General features: G+C 73.5%; 12 protein-coding genes. 9 read left to right on the forward strand and 3 right to left on the reverse strand.

The genetic code is table 11. The features are described from left to right. Nucleotides 1–20: 20 nt before the first annotated feature. A complete protein-coding gene (locus tag H1D33_RS14915) occupies nt 21–923 on the reverse strand; it encodes a sulfotransferase domain-containing protein (RefSeq protein WP_181567493.1) in 903 nt (300 codons plus the stop codon). A 316-nt stretch (nt 924–1,239) separates the two neighbouring features. Between H1D33_RS14915 and H1D33_RS14920 the strand changes: the two genes are divergently transcribed. Continuing rightward, the gene (locus H1D33_RS14920; protein WP_307755192.1) at nt 1,240–4,446 is read left to right on the forward strand and encodes a hypothetical protein; all 3,207 of its coding nucleotides are present in this window, start codon (nt 1,240–1,242) and stop codon (nt 4,444–4,446) included. Nucleotides 4,447–4,456: 10 nt separating this feature from the next. On the opposite strand, the gene H1D33_RS14925 is transcribed toward H1D33_RS14920, so the two are convergent. Beyond that, complete coding sequence (locus tag H1D33_RS14925; protein WP_181567491.1) at nt 4,457–5,173, reverse strand: TetR/AcrR family transcriptional regulator; 717 nt, start codon at nt 5,171–5,173, stop codon at nt 4,457–4,459. Between the two features lie 103 nt (nt 5,174–5,276). Between H1D33_RS14925 and H1D33_RS14930 the strand changes: the two genes are divergently transcribed. From H1D33_RS14930 to H1D33_RS14960, 7 genes are all read left to right on the forward strand, one after another. Continuing rightward, complete coding sequence (locus H1D33_RS14930; RefSeq protein WP_181567490.1) at nt 5,277–6,260, forward strand: NAD(P)-dependent alcohol dehydrogenase; 984 nt, start codon at nt 5,277–5,279, stop codon at nt 6,258–6,260. 77 nt (nt 6,261–6,337) lie between these two features. After that, nucleotides 6,338–6,868 carry a phosphatase PAP2 family protein gene (locus H1D33_RS14935; protein WP_181567489.1) on the forward strand — a complete coding sequence of 177 codons (531 nt, stop codon included), beginning with the start codon at nt 6,338–6,340 and terminating at the stop codon, nt 6,866–6,868. A gap of 55 nt (nt 6,869–6,923) precedes the next feature. Next, nucleotides 6,924–7,667, forward strand: coding sequence for an SAM-dependent methyltransferase (locus H1D33_RS14940; RefSeq protein ID WP_181567488.1), 744 nt, complete (start codon nt 6,924–6,926; stop codon nt 7,665–7,667). A gap of 131 nt (nt 7,668–7,798) precedes the next feature. Then, nucleotides 7,799–8,173 carry an ArsR/SmtB family transcription factor gene (locus tag H1D33_RS14945; RefSeq protein ID WP_181567487.1) on the forward strand — a complete coding sequence of 125 codons (375 nt, stop codon included), beginning with the start codon at nt 7,799–7,801 and terminating at the stop codon, nt 8,171–8,173. Nucleotides 8,174–8,485: 312 nt separating this feature from the next. Next, entirely contained in the window at nt 8,486–10,006 is a 1,521-nt protein-coding gene (locus H1D33_RS14950) for an arabinofuranosidase catalytic domain-containing protein (RefSeq protein ID WP_181567486.1), read from the forward strand. Nucleotides 10,007–10,036: 30 nt separating this feature from the next. After that, on the forward strand, nt 10,037–11,806 hold the full coding sequence (locus tag H1D33_RS14955; RefSeq protein ID WP_307755193.1) for a family 43 glycosylhydrolase: 1,770 nt from the start codon (nt 10,037–10,039) through the stop codon (nt 11,804–11,806). 11 nt (nt 11,807–11,817) lie between these two features. Then, the gene (locus tag H1D33_RS14960) at nt 11,818–12,936 is read left to right on the forward strand and encodes an RICIN domain-containing protein (protein WP_181567484.1); all 1,119 of its coding nucleotides are present in this window, start codon (nt 11,818–11,820) and stop codon (nt 12,934–12,936) included. Nucleotides 12,937–13,119: 183 nt separating this feature from the next. Here H1D33_RS14960 and H1D33_RS14965 read toward each other — a convergent pair whose 3' ends face one another. After that, nucleotides 13,120–14,886, reverse strand: coding sequence for an RICIN domain-containing protein (locus tag H1D33_RS14965; protein ID WP_181567483.1), 1,767 nt, complete (start codon nt 14,884–14,886; stop codon nt 13,120–13,122). A 241-nt stretch (nt 14,887–15,127) separates the two neighbouring features. On the opposite strand from H1D33_RS14965, the gene H1D33_RS14970 reads away from it, so the two are divergent. Further along, nucleotides 15,128–16,840 carry an amylo-alpha-1,6-glucosidase gene (locus H1D33_RS14970; protein ID WP_181567482.1) on the forward strand — a complete coding sequence of 571 codons (1,713 nt, stop codon included), beginning with the start codon at nt 15,128–15,130 and terminating at the stop codon, nt 16,838–16,840. Nucleotides 16,841–16,843 lie beyond the last annotated feature (3 nt).

Raw genomic sequence — 16,843 nt, forward strand, 5'->3', positions numbered from 1 at the left:
GCCGAGAGGATACGGCCGCCCTACCGGGCGGCGGGTTCCTGTCCGTCGTGCGCCCCGACCGCGTCGTCGCGGGACGGGTAGCCCAGCACCTCGGCCAGGTCGCCGGCCGCCCGGGTGTAGGCGGCGTAGATCTCGTCGTCGAAGTGGTTGCGCCAGTCGCCGGCCGCGCCCTTGCGGTAGTGCGAGACCCGGCCCGGCGCCTCCTTGCCCTTCTTCATGTTGGTGAAGCTGTAGCGGGCGAGCAGGGCCGCCAGCTCGGCCGGCGGCAGCGTGATCCCGCAGTGCCGCAGCAGCCGGTCGATCTCCTCGGCCTGCCCCTCGCCGGTGAGGTCCTCGTAGCGGAACAGGCGGAACGTCTCCGCGGGCGGGGCGACCGCCCACGACCGCATCTGCCCGAACTGCTTCTTGTCGCGCAGGCGCTCGATGACGTGGAGCATGCCCTCCTTCTTCGGCCGCTCCTGCAGCACCTTGCGCGCCTGCGGGATGTCACCCATCGGGGCGTGCGAGTTCCGCAGCGAGAAGTAGCTCGACACCACCACGTCACGCGGGTCGCGGATCACGAAGAACGCGCGGTAGGTGCCCGCCTTGGGCACGGCCTCGAAGCGCTTGTGGGACAGGAAGATCGCCAGGCCGGTGCGGCCGGCCGGGACGGGCGCGGTCACGCCGCCGGCGTAGAAGCGCGGGTCGTAGGGCAGCAGACCGGAGTGCCGGTAGACGGCCGGGTCGCTGAACAACGCCTTGATCCACTGGCTGCCCGTCTTGCGGACGGTGCAGTGGAAGACATTGTCGAATTCGTTCTTGGCGACCACCGGCACGGTCAGCCGCATTCGGGCGTTGCGCGCTTCCATCTGCGCCCGCCGGGCCGCCACGCGGAGGGAATTCGGCGAGTGGTGCTTGGCAAATTCGACCGCGCGATCAATCATCGTGGAAGCCCTAACCGCACCCTGCTGAGCAGGGGCAACGCCGACAGTTTCGCGCACGTCGGGCAGGAGGAATCCGCGAACTCCGCCTGCTCCGCCCGCGCCCCGACGCGCGCTAGGAATATCCCTGACCACCAAAATGATGTCAATCCCGCGAACCTGGCAACTCGCTGAAAATCCACAATTTCCATAGGAATTCCCAGTAATGCGCGGCGGATAATCCGTCCTGGCCGGGCGGGCCGGCCGGCACAATGGGCGCCGTGCTCGCCCCCACCCACGCCCTGCTGGCGTCGCTCGATCCCCTCCCCACCCGGCCCGGATGCGCCGCCTCGCCGACTGGGCGCGCACCGCGCCCGACCGCGCCCGGGTCTGCGCCGACCTGCGCGACCAGGGCGCCTACGAGCGCCACCTCGCGCTGGTGGCCGCCATGGTGGTCCGGGACGACGACGCGGTGGCCGCCGCGACCCGCGACCCGCACCCGGCGCTGCGCACCACCGCGCTCGCCGCCGCGCTCCGGCTCGGCCGGCCGCCCGGCGACCTCGCCGACCGGCCGGCGGCCGACCGGCGGCGGATCTACCGCGTCCTGCGCCGCCGGCACACGCCGGCCGTCGCCGACGCGCTGATCACCGAGGTACGCGACCGGTTCGGCGACGACGAGGCCGCCGCGCTGCTGCCCGCCTGCGGCGCCGACACGGTACGCGCGTCGCTGCCCGACCTGGAGCACGCGCTCGACCCGGAACGGCTGGTCCGGTGGCACCCGGAGACGGTGCTGGCCAGCACCCGCGAGCGGCTGGCCGCGGCCCCGCCCGAGCGGCGCGCCCGGATCTGGGGCGAGGTCGCCGACGCGGTGCTGCGCTGCGACCCGGCGCAGGCGCTGGACCTGCTCGAACGGTACGCGCCCGAGGAGACGCTCCCCGGTCGGCCGGTCGCGTACGGGCGGCTCGCGGTCCACGACGCGCGTCGGGTCGTACGACTGCTCACCGCGCCGGGACGGGCGGCCTGGCTGGCCCGGACCGGGCTGGCGCCGGCGCTGCTGCGCCGCCTCGCCGCGCTGCCCACCGGCGAGCTGGCGCCGCTCGCCGCCCGGCTCCGGGACCACGGCCGGCACCTGGCGGCGCTGCTCGACGCCGTCGCGCCGGCCCGCCGTGGGGAGCTGTACGACGTGGCCCTGGCCGACGTCGACGCGACGCTGACGACGCCGGCCGTCGAGGTGATGGCGGTGCTGCCCGCGCCGGTGCGGATCCGGGAGGCGACCCGGGTGCTGGCCCTGCCGCGCGTCCGCGAGCGGGAGGCCGCGGTGCGCGCGTGGAGCGCGTACCTGGCCTGGCCGGACGCGTCCGCGGCGCTGGAGGTCGGGGTGCGCTCCGGCGACGCGGACGAACGGGCACAGGCGTGGTCGCTGCTGGTGGCCGCCGCGCGCCGCTCCCGCGACCCCCGGGTGGTGGCCGAGGTGGTGGTCCGGCTCGGCCGGCTGCGCAACGAGCAGGATCCGGTACGCGCGTCCGCGCTCACCGCGCTGGCCCGGGTGACGCCGCTGCTCACCGCCGACACGGCGGCCGGGCTGACCCGGCTGACCACCGACGCGGTCGACGCGCGGGACGCGTCCGCCGCCACCACCACGGCGTTGAGCGGGCTCGCCGCCGACGTCCTGGCGCACCACGTCGGCGTGGCGCCGCTGCGGGAGTGGGCCCTGTTGACGATCGACCTGGTGAGCAGCGGCACGACCGTGCCGGTGCTGCGCCGCTTCGACCGGGTGCTGCGCCGCGGGCAGGAGACCGTGGTGGTCGAGCGGCTGCGCGGCTGGGTCGAGGCCGGCATGGCCCGCGGCCGGTACGGCCCGCTGTTCGCGCTGACGGTCGCGCTCGGCCCGCGGGCCCGTCGGGTGCCCGTGCTCCAGGAGCTGCTGCGGCGGGCGATCGGCCCGGACACGCTGCCCTCGGTGGCCCGCACGGCGGTCGCGTTGTGGCTGGACGATCCGCGTACCCGGGGCGAGCGGGTGGTCGAGGTGCTCGACGTCGACGCGTCGGCGGTGACGCTGCACCAGGTGTGGCACGTCCTCGGCACCTCCCGCACCGACCTGCTCGACCGGGCGCTGGACCGCGCGCCACGCGGCCGGTTCGTCGAGGCCGGGACGCGGTGGGTGCCGCCCTGGGCGCCCGGCGGCGACCACTGGCTGCCCCGCCAGCAGGCCCGGTTCGTGGCGTTGCAGGAGTCGGCCGTCGCCGACGCCGGCCACGAGGTGTGGCGGCAGGCGGCGGCGATCCGGGCCGTCGCCGGCCTGGGCGTCGCGGGGCGCGAGATGGTGCGGCGGCAACTCGACGCGTCCGAGGTGCCGATCGTCGAGACCGCGCTGGCCGCCCTGGCCCGGACCGACCGGCCGGACGAGGCGCTGCCGGTGCTGCTGAGCCACGCCGACGGCGACCGGGCGCGGGTTGCCCTCTACGCGGCGGGACGCGCCGCCCGGCACGTACCGCCGTCCACGCTTGCCGACGCGCTCGGCGCGGTGCTGCGCCGCGACACCGCGAAGGTCACCAGCCGCAAGGAGGCCGCCCGGCTACTGGCCCGCTACGGGCCGCCGTCGGCGATGGCGACGCTGCGCCGGGCGTACGCGGATCCGGGCGCGCACCGGGACCTGCGCGCGGCGATCGTCTCGGCCGCGCGGCAACGGTTGTGGGCGGAGGAGAGCTGGACGATCGTGCACGCGGCGCTCGACGGCAGCCGGGAGGAGCGGCGCGCGGTCCTGGGCGCCCACCCGTACTGGATCCCGGAGCGGCACCGTCGGCGCTACGGCGCGCTCGTCGTGCGGGCCTGCCGCGCCGACGACCCGGAGATCCGACGCACCGCGCTCGGTCGGCTCGGGGACTGGGCGCCGTGGCTGGACGACGTCTCCGACCTGGTCGTGGAGCGGCTCACCGACCTCGACCAGACGCTGGCCGACATCGCCGTACCCCACCTGCTGCGCGCCGGCGGCGACGCGGCGTTCGGCGTCGCGCTGGCCCGGCTGGTCGCCCGGGACGCCGACGACGACCGCCCGGGCGGACCGGCCGCCGACCGGCCGGCCCGGCGACGGATCGATTTTCTCGCCCGCCGGGTGGCCGCCTGGTCGGCGTCGCGGCCGGCCGGCGACGACCGGGGCGCGCTCGTCGACGCGGCGCGCCGGCTCGCCGACCGGCCGGGCTTCGCCGGCGCGGCCACCGGGCTGCTGGTCGACCTGGGCCGACTGGACAACCTGGACGAGGTTGCCGGGCTCTGCGCGGGCCGGCCGGTGCTCGCGACGCGGGCCGCCGAACGCGTCGGCGCCCGGCTGCGCGGTCTCCGCGAGTGGCCCGACCCGGTGGCGCTCACCGGCACGGTGGCCCGGCTGGCCGGGCGCGGCGACCTGGCCGGAGGGCTGTTCGCGGTGGCGCTGGTGCGACACGGGTCGACGTTCGGGTGGACGGAACCGTGGCGGGACCTGCTCGTCGGGCTGCGCCGGCACCCGGACGCCGACGTCCGTGAGGAGGCCTACGCGGTGGACATGAGCTGACCGCCGCCGCTCAGCTCGCGCGGCCCGTCGACGTCCAGTCCTGCCGGTGCAGGCGTTCGATGCCGTCCAGCAGCAGGTCGAGGGCGAACTCGAACTCGAACTGGTCGTCGCAGCCCGGCGTCACCACCGACGCCTCGTCGTGGGAGGCCGCCCCGGCGATCGCGGCGAGGTGCGGGAACCGGGCGGCGGCCTCGGGTGGAAAGGCCGCCGCCGGTTCGGGTCCGGTCGCGCCGGAGCGGCCGGCGCGGCGGGCGGCGTCGAACAGCTCCTGGCTGAAGCCGAGGATCCGGCTGCCCATCGCGTGCATGACGTGGTGGGTCAGGTCGGTGGAGAACCCGCCGGCCCGGAACACGCCGACCGTCGAGTCGAGGTAGGCGAGGACGCCCGGCGTCGCCGTGTTGCGCGACTCGATCGCCAGCGCCGCCCACGGGTGGCGGCTCAGCGCCCGCCGCGCGGCGAGGACGCGCAGCCGGACCGTCCGCTTCCAGTCGGCGTCGGGCACCGGTGGGTCGATCTCGCCGACGACCACGTCGATCATGCCGTCGAGCAGTTCGTCCTTGTTGGCCACGTGCTTGTAGAGGGCCATCGGCACGACGCCCAGGTCCTGGGCGAGGTTGCGCATGCTGAGCGACTCGATCCCGGTCGCGTCGGCGAGCGCGACGGCGGCGCGCAGGATCCGATCCCTGCTCAGGGGCGTGCGGCGCAGCACGTCTGCCTGCTCGGCCATCGCGTCCTCGTCTTCCCGGTGGCGGTGGTTGCACCCTAGCCCCCTTGACAGGTGTACGCCGTACACCCACCATTGGTGTACGCCGTACACCCAGGGAGGGACGATGAAGGCGATCGTGCAGGACCGCTACGGCCCGCCGGAGACGCTCACGCTCGCCGACGTCCCCGTGCCGGCGCCCGGCCCGGACCAGGTGCTGGTGCGCGTCGAGGCGGCCGCGCTGAACGCGTACGACTGGCACGCCATGCGGGGCGACCCGCTGATGGCGCGGCTGGCGATGGGGCCGACGCGGCCACGGGCGCGCATCCGCGGCCGCGACGTCGCCGGTCGGGTCGAGGCGGTCGGCGCGGACGTCCGACGGATACGACCGGGCGACGCCGTCTTCGCCGACCTCGGCGACGCCAACGGCGCGTTCGCCGAGTACGCGTGCGTACCCGAGTCGCTGGTCGCGCCGCGGCCGGCGAACCTGACACCGCAGCAGGCGGCGGCGCTGCCGCTGGCCGGCGTCACCGCGCTCGTCGGGCTGCGCGACGCCGGGCGGGTCGGGCCCGGCCAGCGGGTGCTGGTCAACGGCGCCTCCGGCGGCGTCGGCACGCTCGCGGTCCAACTGGCCAAGGCGCTCGGCGCGACCGTGACCGGCGTGTGCCGCACGCGCAACGTCGACCTGGTCCGCTCGCTCGGCGCCGACCACGTCGTCGACTACACCCGGGCGGACTTCACCCGCGACCCGCGCCGCCACGACGTCGTGCTCGACCTGGTCGGCAACCGCTCGCTCACCGCGCTGCGGCGGGCCCTGACCCCGACCGGCACGCTGGTGCTCTCCGGCGGCGGCGTCTGGCGCGGCGGCAGCGTCGTCGGACCGGTCTGGCTGCTGGCACGCGGGCGGCTGCTCGCGCCGCTCGTCCGGCAGCGCGTCGTGGTGCTCACCACCACGCCCGACCGGCGCCACCTCGACGCGCTGCGCACCTACGCCGAGGCCGGCCACCTCACCCCGGTCGTCGACCGCACCTATCCGCTGCGCGAGGTGCCCGAGGCGATGCGCTACCTGGAAGGCGAGCACGCGCGGGCGAAGGTGGTCGTCACCGTCTGATCGCGCATCCACGCCTTCCGGGGATTCCGCGCGGTCCCGCGTGCGACCGTAGAGCCGGCGGGACCGAGGAGGCACGCGTGAACTACCACCTATTCCAGATGATCAACGCCGGCGCGGGGCGGGTCGACGCCCTCGACGACGTCTTCGAGTGGGCGGCCATCTGGCTGATCTACGTGCTGGGCGCGCTCGCCGTGGTGCCGGTGCTGCGCCGGGGCCGGTCGGCGGCCGGCCCCGTCCTGCGGATGCTCGCCGCATTGGGGATCGCGTTCGCGCTGGGCCGGGCCGCCGCCGCGCTCAGCACGGAGGTACGCCCGTTCCAGACCCACCACGTGCACCAGTTGATCCCGCACGCGACCGGACCGTCGCTGCCCAGCGACCACGCCACCGCGGCGTTCACCCTGGCCTTCGCCGTCGGCGCCTTCCTGTCCCGACGCTGGGGGGTGGCGCTCGCCGCCCTGGCGGCGGTCATCGGGTTCGCGCGGGTCTGGACCGGCGTGCACTACCCCGGCGACATCGCGGCCGGCGCGCTCCTCGCCGCCGGGGCCGTCGGCACGGTCGTGGTCGCCGCCCGCCTCCACGGGCACCGGTCACGGCCCGATCGCGTCTGACGTCCGGCCGGGGTGGAACCGCCGGCCGCCGGCGCGCTGGTGTTCACTGTCACGCGTGGATCGCCAACGGCTCAGCAGCATCGCGCACTCGCACCACCCGATCGCGGCGCCGATCTCCGGTGTCAACGTCAACCGGCTCCTGCGCCGGGCCGACCGCCGGCCGGCGGCCCGCATCCTCGACCTCGGCTGCGGGCAGGCGGCCTGGGCGATGCAGGCCCTCGCCCACTACCCGGACGGGCACGCCGACGCCGTCGACACCAGCCACCACGCCCTCGAGCACGCAGCCGCGGCGGCCGAGGCGCGCGGCCTCGCCGACCGGCTCACCCTGCACGAACGCGACGCCCGGAGGTACGTGCCGGACGGCGACTACGACCTGGTGCTGTGCATCGGGTCGACCCACATCTTCGACGGGGTCGTCGGCACCCTGAAGGCGGCCGGACGGCACGTGAACCCGGACGGCATCCTGGTGCTCGGCGAGTGCTTCTGGCAGGCGCCGCCGACGCCGGCGGCGCTGACCGCGCTCGACGTCGCCCCGGCGGACCACACCGACCTCGCCGGCCTGGTGGACGTCGTCGAGGAGGCCGGCTGGACCCCGGTCCACGCGCACGTCAGCGACGCCGCCGAGTGGGACAACTACGAGTGGTCCTGGGTCGGCTCGCTCACCGAGTGGGCGCTGGACAACCCCGGCCACCCGGACGCCGCCGACGCGCTCGCCGTGGCGCGGGAGCACCGGGACGGGTGGTTGCGTGGCTACCGCGACGTGCTGGGCTTCGTGACCCTGGTGCTGCGCCGCATCTGACCGTGACATGGGCGGCGAACATGAAACCCCTCCCTGGTTGCGCCAAGGACGAGGAAGCCCGGTGGGTTCCGAGATTCACCGCCGGTGATGGTTGGCGGTTTTACCGTCCCATCGATGGCGCGGGTGCGACTATGGAGGGCGTGGGAACTGCGAAAACTGCCGCCATGCCGTCCATCTCGCCGCTGGCCGGCGAGCCGATCAAACGGGCCGACGCCGAGCGCCTCGCCGGGGTGCTGAAGGCGTTCGCCGATCCGGCGCGGCTGCGGCTGCTCAGCCTGATCCAGTCCGCCCCGCAGGGTGAGGCGTCGGTGAGCGACCTGACCGCACCGCTCGGGCTGTCCCAGCCGACGGTGAGCCATCACCTGCGCATCCTCACCGAGGCCGGGCTGTTGGAGCGCGAGAAGCGCGGCGTCTGGGCCTACTACCGGGTGGTGCCGTCCGCGATCGCGGCGATCGCCGACCTGCTGACCCCGCCCCGGAAGCGAGCGACGAAGCGCGCTCGCTGAGCGCGCGGCTCGGGGGCGGCGAGGGGTTCCCGCCGCCCCGCTGCCGTTCCGAAGTCCGCCGGCTCCTCGACCGGCACACCTCCCCACCCGTGTGGTCTAATTACTCACGTCGATGTTCGCGCTAACATTGATGGCCGGTCGCCACCACCCTCGGCACCCCGGGCATCGTGACGCGTGCGGGCCTCGCGCCGGAACCGGGCGCCGGCGGTGGGTTCCCCCTGCGCGCACCGGCGTTCCATCGACGGCCACCACACCGGAAGGCTCCGCGCCGGTACGGAACGTCTCGGAGCCCTGCGCATCCGAGGAGCCGTCATGCCCCTTTCCCGTCCCCGATCCGTCCGGTCCAGACCCGCGCGCCTGACGGTCGCGACCCTGGCCCTCGTCCTGGTGGCCGGCGGCGCCGCCCTGCTCACGCAGGCCCGGACGGCCACCGCCGCACCCGGGCCGGGCGCCGTCGTCGGTGCACAGTCCGGCCGCTGCGTCGACGTACCCAACGGCAGCACCACCAACGGCACCCAGGTCCAGCTCCACGACTGCACCGGCGCGACCGCGCAGACCTGGACCTACACGTCGGCCAGGCAGTTCACGGTGTACGGCACCAAGTGCCTGGACGCCAACGGCCAGGGCACCGCTCCGGGCACCGCGGTGATCATCTGGGACTGCAACGGACAGCCGAACCAGCAGTGGAACGTCAACGCCGACGGCACGATCACCGGTCAACAGTCCGGGCTGTGCCTGGACGCCAACGCCGCCGGCACCGCCAACGGCACCCGGCTCATCCTCTGGACCTGCAACGGCCAGGCCAACCAGCGGTGGAGCACGTCGACGACGCCGTCGTCCCCGCCGCCCACCTCGCCGCCGCCGGGCGGCGGCCGGCCGTGCGACCTCTACGCCGCCGGCGGCACGCCCTGCGTGGCGGCGCACAGCACCACCCGCGCGCTCTTCTCGGCGTACGGCGGCAACCTCTACCAGGTCCGTCGCTCCTCGGACAACGCCACCCGCGCCATCGGCGTACGCGGTGCCGGCGGCTCCGCCGACGCCGCCGCCCAGGACGCGTTCTGCGGCGGCACGACGTGCGTGATCACCGTGGTCTACGACCAGTCGGGCCGCGGCAACGACCTGTGGTACCAGGGGTCGGCGCAGGTCCCCGGCTCCACCTCCAGCCGGCCCGCGACCGCGACCAGCGAGTCGTTGACCGTCGGCGGCGCCCGGGCCTACTCGCTCTACATCAACCCCGGCAACAGCTACTGGCGCGACGGGCACCTGACCGGCGTCCCGACCGGCAGCGCGCCGGAAGGCATGTACATGGTGACCAGCGGCACCCACGTCAACAGCGGCTGCTGCTTCGACTACGGCAACAGCGAGACCACCCGCAGCGCCGACGCCGCCGGCGCGATGGACGCGATCAACTTCAGCACCAGTTGCTGGTTCGGCGGCTGCTCCGGCACCGGGCCCTGGGTCCAGGCCGACCTGGAATGGGGCCTCTACCCCGGCGGCAGCCAGACCTGGAACCCCAACCAGCGCGCCTTCACCAGCAAGTTCGTCACCGCCACGCTGAAGAACAACGGCACCTCCCGCTTCGCCATCAAGGGCAGCAACGCCCAGTCCGGCAACCTCTACACGCTCTACGACGGATCGCTCCCGCCCGGCTACAGCCCGATGCGGAAGCAGGGCGCGATCATCCTCGGCAGCGGTGGCGACTGCTGCAAGCCCGGCGGCGGCGCCAACCTGAGCGCCGGCACGTTCTACGAGGGCGCGATGGTCGCGGGCTACCCCTCGGACGCCACCGAGAACGCCGTGCAGGCCGACGTCGTGGCCGCCGGATACCGCTGAGACCCCCGTACCAGACTCGAAGGGACCGTGATGTTAGCGCTATCAAGAAGACCTGCCCGACGCAGGCTCGCCCTGGTCGTCACGCTGCTCGCCCTGATCGGACTGTTCCCGGCGGTCGCCCGGGCCGACAACCCGATCGTGCAGACGATCTACACGGCCGACCCGGCGCCGCTGGTCTACAACGGCCGCGTCTACCTCTACACCGGCCACGACGAGGACAACTCGACCTGGTTCACCATGAAGGAGTGGCGGGTCTACTCGTCCGACGACATGGTCAACTGGACCGACCACGGTTCCCCGCTCAACCTGGCCACCTTCAGCTGGGCCAAGCAGGACGCGTGGGCCGGCCAGGCGGTCTACCGCAACGGCAAGTTCTACTGGTACGTACCCATGGTCGTGCGGGCGACCGGCCAGATGGGCATCGGCGTGGCGGTCGCGGACAGCCCCACCGGGCCGTTCCGGGACGCCATCGGCCGCCCGCTGGTGAGCAACGGCGAGATCGACCCCACCGTGTTCATCGACGACGACGGGCAGGCCTACCTCTACTGGGGCAACCCGAAGCTGTGGTACGTGAAGCTGAACGCGGACATGACCTCGTACTCGGGCAGCCCGACGCAGATCCCGCTGACCACCGCGGGCTTCGGCACCCGGACCGGGGACGCGAACCGGCCCACCCTCTACGAGGAGGGTCCCTGGGTCTACAAGCGCAACAACCTCTACTACAACGTGTTCGCCGCCAAGTGCTGCTCGGAGTTCCTCGCCTACTCGACCGCGCCCGGCCCGCTCGGGCCGTGGACCTACCGCGGGACGGTGATGCCCACCCAGGGCAGCAGCTTCACCAACCACCCCGGGATCATCGACTACAAGGGCGGCTCCTACCTCTTCTACCACAACGGGGCGCTGCCCGGCGGCGGCGGATTCACCCGGTCGGTGGCGGTGGAGAAGTTCACCTACGGCTCGGACGGCTCGATCCCGACCATCACCATGACCAACTCCGGCGCCCCGCAGGTGGGGACGTTGAACCCGTACGTCCGGCAGGAGGCCGAGACGATCGCCTGGGGGCAGGGCGTGGAGACGGAGGCGGCCAGCGGCGGCGGGATGAACGTCGGCTTCATCGACAACGGGGACTACATCAAGGTCAAGGGCGTGGCGTTCGGGACCGGCGCGACCTCGTACACCGCCCGGGTCGCCTCGGCCGGTAGCGGGGGCACCATCGAGCTGCGCCTCGACGGCACCAGCGGCCCGCTTGTCGGCACCTGCCGGGTGTCCGGCACCGGCGGCTGGCAGACCTGGGCCGACACCACCTGCGGGGTCAGCGGCGCCACCGGCACCCACGACCTCTACCTGCGGTTCACCGGCGGCAGCGGCTCGCTGTTCAACATCGACCACTGGCGGTTCAGCTCCGGCACCGGCACCACGCCCCCGACCACCACGCCGCCGACCACCCCGCCCCCGACCACCACGCCGCCCACCACCGCCCCGCCGACCACCCCGCCCCCGACCGGCGGCGCCTGCGGCGCGACCTACCGCACCACCAGCACCTGGTCCGGCGGCTTCCAGGGCGAGGTGACCGTCACGGCCGGCGCATCGGCGATCAACGGTTGGACGGTGGGCTGGAACCTGGCCGGCGGCCAGAGCATCAGCCAGATCTGGGGCGGCACGCTGAGCACCAGCGGCTCCACGGCGACCGTGCGCAACGTGTCCTACAACGGCTCGGTGCCCGCCGCCGGCTCGACCACGTTCGGCTTCCTCGCCAACGGCTCGCCGTCGAGCCCGTCCCTCACCTGCACGAGCCCCTGAGAGGAGCAGACATGCGTACCAGGAAATGGCTCGCCGCGGTCGCGGCGCTGACCCTGTCGGTCGCCGGCATGCTGGCCCCGGCCGGCCCGGCGGCGGCCGAGTCCAACGGCGGGGTGCGGGTGATGCCGCTCGGTGACTCGATCACCGAGGGCACCCAGGTCCCGGGCGGCTACCGGATCGGGCTGTGGCAGCGGCTCGCCGCCGGCGGCTACCGGATCGACCTGGTCGGCTCCCAGTTCAACGGGCCGGGCAACCTCGGCGACCACGACCACGAGGGCCACCCCGGCTGGCGGATCGACCAGATCGACGCCAACATCACCGGCTGGTTGAACACCTACCAACCGCGCACCGTGCTGCTGCACATCGGCACCAACGACATCCTGCAGAACTACAACGTCTCCACGGCGCCGAACCGGCTCTCCACGCTGATCGACCGCATCACCGCCACCGCGCCCAACGCCGACGTGTTCGTCGCGCAGATCATCCCGCTGGCCAACGCCGGCCAGGAGTCGGCGGTGCGCACCTTCAACGCCGCCCTGCCGGGCATCGTGCAGGCCAAGGCGAACGCCGGCAAACGGGTCCACCTGGTCGACCAGCACTCGGCGCTGACCACCGGCGACCTGATCGACGGCATCCACCCCACCGCCACCGGCTACGACAAGATGGCGGCCGTCTGGTACCGGGCGCTGCAATCGGTGGACGGCAGCATCGGCGCCCCGGGCAGCGGCGGGGGCACCTGGCAGAACGTGCAACTGGTGGGCGGCGGCTCGGGCCGGTGCCTGGACGTGCCGAACGGCAGCACCACCAACGGCACGCAGGTGCAGTTGTACGACTGCTGGGGCGGCACCATGCAGCGCTGGACCTACACCTCCGCGAAGCAGTTGCAGGTGCTGGGCAACAAGTGCCTGGACGCCAACGGCCGAGGGACCGCCAACGGCACCGCGGTCATCGTCTGGGACTGCAACGGCCAGGCCAACCAGCAGTGGAACCTCAACGCGAACGGCACGATCAGCGGCGTGCAGTCCGGGCGCTGCCTGGACGCGGCCGGTTACGGCACCGCCAACGGCACGAAGATCAACCTCTGGGACTGCCACGGCGGCTCCAACCAGCAGTGGACCACCCGCCCCTGAGGTGAAAGGCGGGGCCCCCGCTTAACGCCTCCGGTAGAGGAGGGGGCCCCGCTTAACACCCACCCACCCACCGAGACGTCGAGGCGGTGGTTCTTCGCCTCGCGCGAAGGGCCACCCACTGTCGACGTGTTAAAAGGGGCCCCCTCCTATGCAGAATGCGTTAAGAAGGGGCCCCGCCTTACGTCAGCGGAGGGTATAGCGCTGGTTCGCGCCGTTGAGGCACTGCCAGAGCTGGACGCGCGTGCCGTTGGTGGTGCCGAACGCGCTGGCGTCCAGGCACAACCCGGACTGCACGCCGGTGATCGAGCCGTCGCCGTTCACATTCCACTGCTGGTTGGCCTGGCCGTTGCAGTCCCAGACGACCACCGCGGTGCCGTTGGCGGTGCCCTGGCCGGAGGCGTCCAGGCACTTGGTGCCGTACACCGTGAGCTGCTTGCCGGAGGTGTAGCTGAAGCGCTGGTTGGTGCCGCCGTGGCAGTCCCAGAGCTGGACCTGGGCGCCGTTGGTGGTGGTGGCGCCGGGCACGTCCACGCAGCGGCCGGACTGGCCGCCGACGATCTGGACGTTCTGGTTGGTCGGCCCGCCACTGGGCGGCAGCAGCGTGATCGTGGCCGTGTCGTTGATGTTCGCGTGCGGCACGGTGACCGTGGTGCCGTTGTTCGACAGGCTCACCACGCTGTCGCGCACCGTGACCGGGCCGGACACCGCGGCGCCGTTGTTGTACGGGATGTTCTGCACCACCACCCGAACCTGGTTGTTCACCACGATCCCGCTGGTGGCGTCCAGGCGCTGGACGGTGACGGCGACGTTTCCGGTGGTCGAGTTGCCGCCGACGAGGATCTTCGCGGAGCCGGTGTCACGGGTGGCGAACGCGTCGTACGAGGCGCTCGGGGTGACCGAGGCGATCTGGCCGGTCATCGAGCCGTAGAACTGGTAGGCCCACCACTCCCCCTTCGGCTGGTACTGCCCGGCGGAGTTGCGGGTGAGCAGGCTGGCCAGGTCGTTGTGCAGGTTCTGGCCGCCGGCCCAGTTGGCCCGCAGCCCGTCCGCGCCGGCGCGCTCCAGCCGGGCCAGGTACCACGCCCCGCCGGCGGGGTTCTGCTGGTTGGCCGCGCCGTACTCGTTGATCTGGTGGGGGCGCGGGTGTGCGATGCCGCGCGAGTCGAGCGTCTGGTTGGCGGTGGCCACGTTCGCCACCGGGTCGCCGGGCAGCGAGTGCCAGCTGACGATGTCCGGCACCACGTTGTTGGCCTTCACGTAGTCCAGGAACTGGGTCCACCAGCCGCTGGTGGACGGTACGCAGGCACAGCTCGGCCCGACGATGAGCATGCCCGGGAACGCCGCGCGGATCCGTTGGTAGGTGCGCTTCCACATCTCGAAGTACTGCGACTGGGGCCGGTTCCAGAACAGGCTGATGTTCGGCTCGTTCCAGATGTCCCACTGGACGGTGATCCCGGCCGAGCGCACGTCGGAGAAGAGCCGGTCCAGGAAGCGGTCGTAGTCGCTCCAGTCGCCGTTGTCGCCGGGATAGCGGCTGATCGAGGCGCCGTCGGCGCCCCACAGGTCGTGGTCGAGCAGGACGAACGTGCCGCCCAGCGCGGCGGTGCGCCGGGCCTGGGCGACGGTGGCGTTCCACCGGCGGTCGTATCCGCCGCCGACCCAGCCCTGGCCGGGTAGTTGCGCGCCGCCGGCCCGCATGGCCTTGAAGCGTACGTCCCGGAAGAAGCTGTCCGGTGGGTTCTGGCCGTTCTCGGTCATCCCGTAGATCCAGCCGGAGCCCCGCCAGGTGGGTGTGCCCAGCGAGGCGGAGAGGTTGACGGTGAGCGACTCGTCGGCGGCGCGGGCCGGCGACGCGACGGCCGCGAGCGAGCAGGCGACGGTGAGGGCGCCGGCGGCGATCCGGGCGGTGAGGCCGCGGATGCGTGGCGCACGGTGGTGGGGGAGGTTCACGGCGACTCCTTCGGCAGGGTGGTGGGGCTGCGGAGGACGTCCTGGCGAATCGATTCGCCGGGCAGCCTAGGCGTCGACGTCGATGAATGTCAACGCGTTGAACAGGCATTCGAGGTCAACAGCCTTGACCGCACACATAGACCGGCTTAGGTTTATCGAACCGATTCGCCAGATCACCGCAGGCTTGACGGCCGGCGCGGTCAAGGACTGAGCCATCCGCACCCAGAAAGGCAGCCACCCGATGACCGTCGCCCCCACCGGTCCGGCGTTCTCCGTCCGGGAGATCCCGTTCAGCCACCACGGCTCCTGGCTCAGCGTCTCCCCCGTGCTCGCCGAGAACAGCTACGCCGACGACCTGCACCTGGTCTCGCACCGCCACGGCATGCACCCGGTGCTCCGGTTCACCCCGTCGGGCGACGCCACGGTGACGGCCCGGCCGGCGTTGCTGAGCTGGCAGGACCGGGCCGGCCGGGTGGAGCTGACCGGCGCCGGCCCGGACACGCTGCGGCTGCGCGGGCGCGGGGCCGGGCTGCGGATCACCGCCGCCGCCGCCACGCTCACCCCGTTCAGCGGGACCTACCTCTACGACGACCCGGTCTCCGCCGCGTCCGTGTTCACCTCCTACGAGACCGGCCGCCGTTACCGGGTCACCGTGCTCACCGGCGCCGCCGGCTCCGTCGGCGCGCAGGCCCTCGGCACCGCCGAGCGCGGCCTGGTCCTGCCCGCCGACCAACCGTGGGAGATCGCGATCGAGGAGTACGCGACGGCCCGCGCGCCGTACCGGTCACGCCTGGACTTCGACGGCCTGGTGGACGCCGGCCGGGCCGAGTTCGCGGCGTTCGTCGAGGCGGTCGCGCCCTGGCGGGACGCGGAGACGCCGGCCGCCGAGCTGGCCGCGTACGTGCTGTGGTCGGCCACCGTGGCGCCGGACGGCTTCGTCACCCGACCGGCCGTCCTGATGTCGAAGCACTGGATGAACAAGGTGTGGAGCTGGGACCACTGCTTCAACGCGCTGGCCCTCGCCGAGGGGCGGCCGGATCTCGCCTGGGACCAGTTCCACCTGCCCTTCGACCACCAGGACCCGGCGGGGGCGCTGCCGGACTCGGTGACGCACGCGGAGGTCCTGCACAACTTCGTCAAGCCGCCGGTGCACGGCTGGGCGTTGCGACAGTTGCGCCGCCGGTCGGGCCGCCCGGTGCCGCGCGACGAGCTGGCCGAGGTCTACCGGCGACTGGCCCGTTGGAGCACGTTCTGGCTGGAGCACCGGCGGGCGCCGGGCCGCCGCCTGCCGCACTACCAGCACGGCAACGACAGCGGCTGGGACAACGCCACCACCTTCGACGACGGCCGGGTGGTGGAGGCGCCCGACCTGGCCGCGTTCCTGGTGCTGCAACTGGGCCACCTCGCGGAGCTGGCGACCGAGCTGGGCCGCCCGGGGGAGGCGACGCGGTGGGCCGCCGTCGCCGACGAGGTGCGCGGCGCGCTGCTGGACGAGCTGTGGACCGGGGAGCGGTTCACCGCCCGCGACCCGTGGACCGGGCGGACCCGGTCGGGCTCCAGCCTGCTGGACCTCATGCCCGTCGTGCTCGGCGCGGAGCTTCCGGCGGACGTCGCGGCCGTCCTCGCCCGGCGGGTGGAGGAGCACCTGACCGAGCACGGCCTGGCCACCGAGCCGCTGGACTCGCCGCACCACCTGGCCGACGGCTACTGGCGCGGCCCGATCTGGGCCCCGGCCACCGTCCTGGTCGAGGACGGGTTGCGCCGGGCCGGGCACACCGGGCCGGCCGACGAGATCAGCCGGCGGTTCCGGCTGCTGTGCGAGCGGTCCGGCTTCGCCGAGAACTTCGACGCCAAGACCGGCGCGGGCCTGCGGGACCGCGCGTACACCTGGACCGCGAGCGGCTATCTGCTGCTCGCCGGGGACGACCGCCGGCGACGGGCCGCGCGGGGATGAGGA

The organism is Micromonospora ferruginea, from assembly GCF_013694245.2.
Taxonomy (GTDB): Bacteria; Actinomycetota; Actinomycetes; order Mycobacteriales; family Micromonosporaceae; genus Micromonospora; species Micromonospora robiginosa.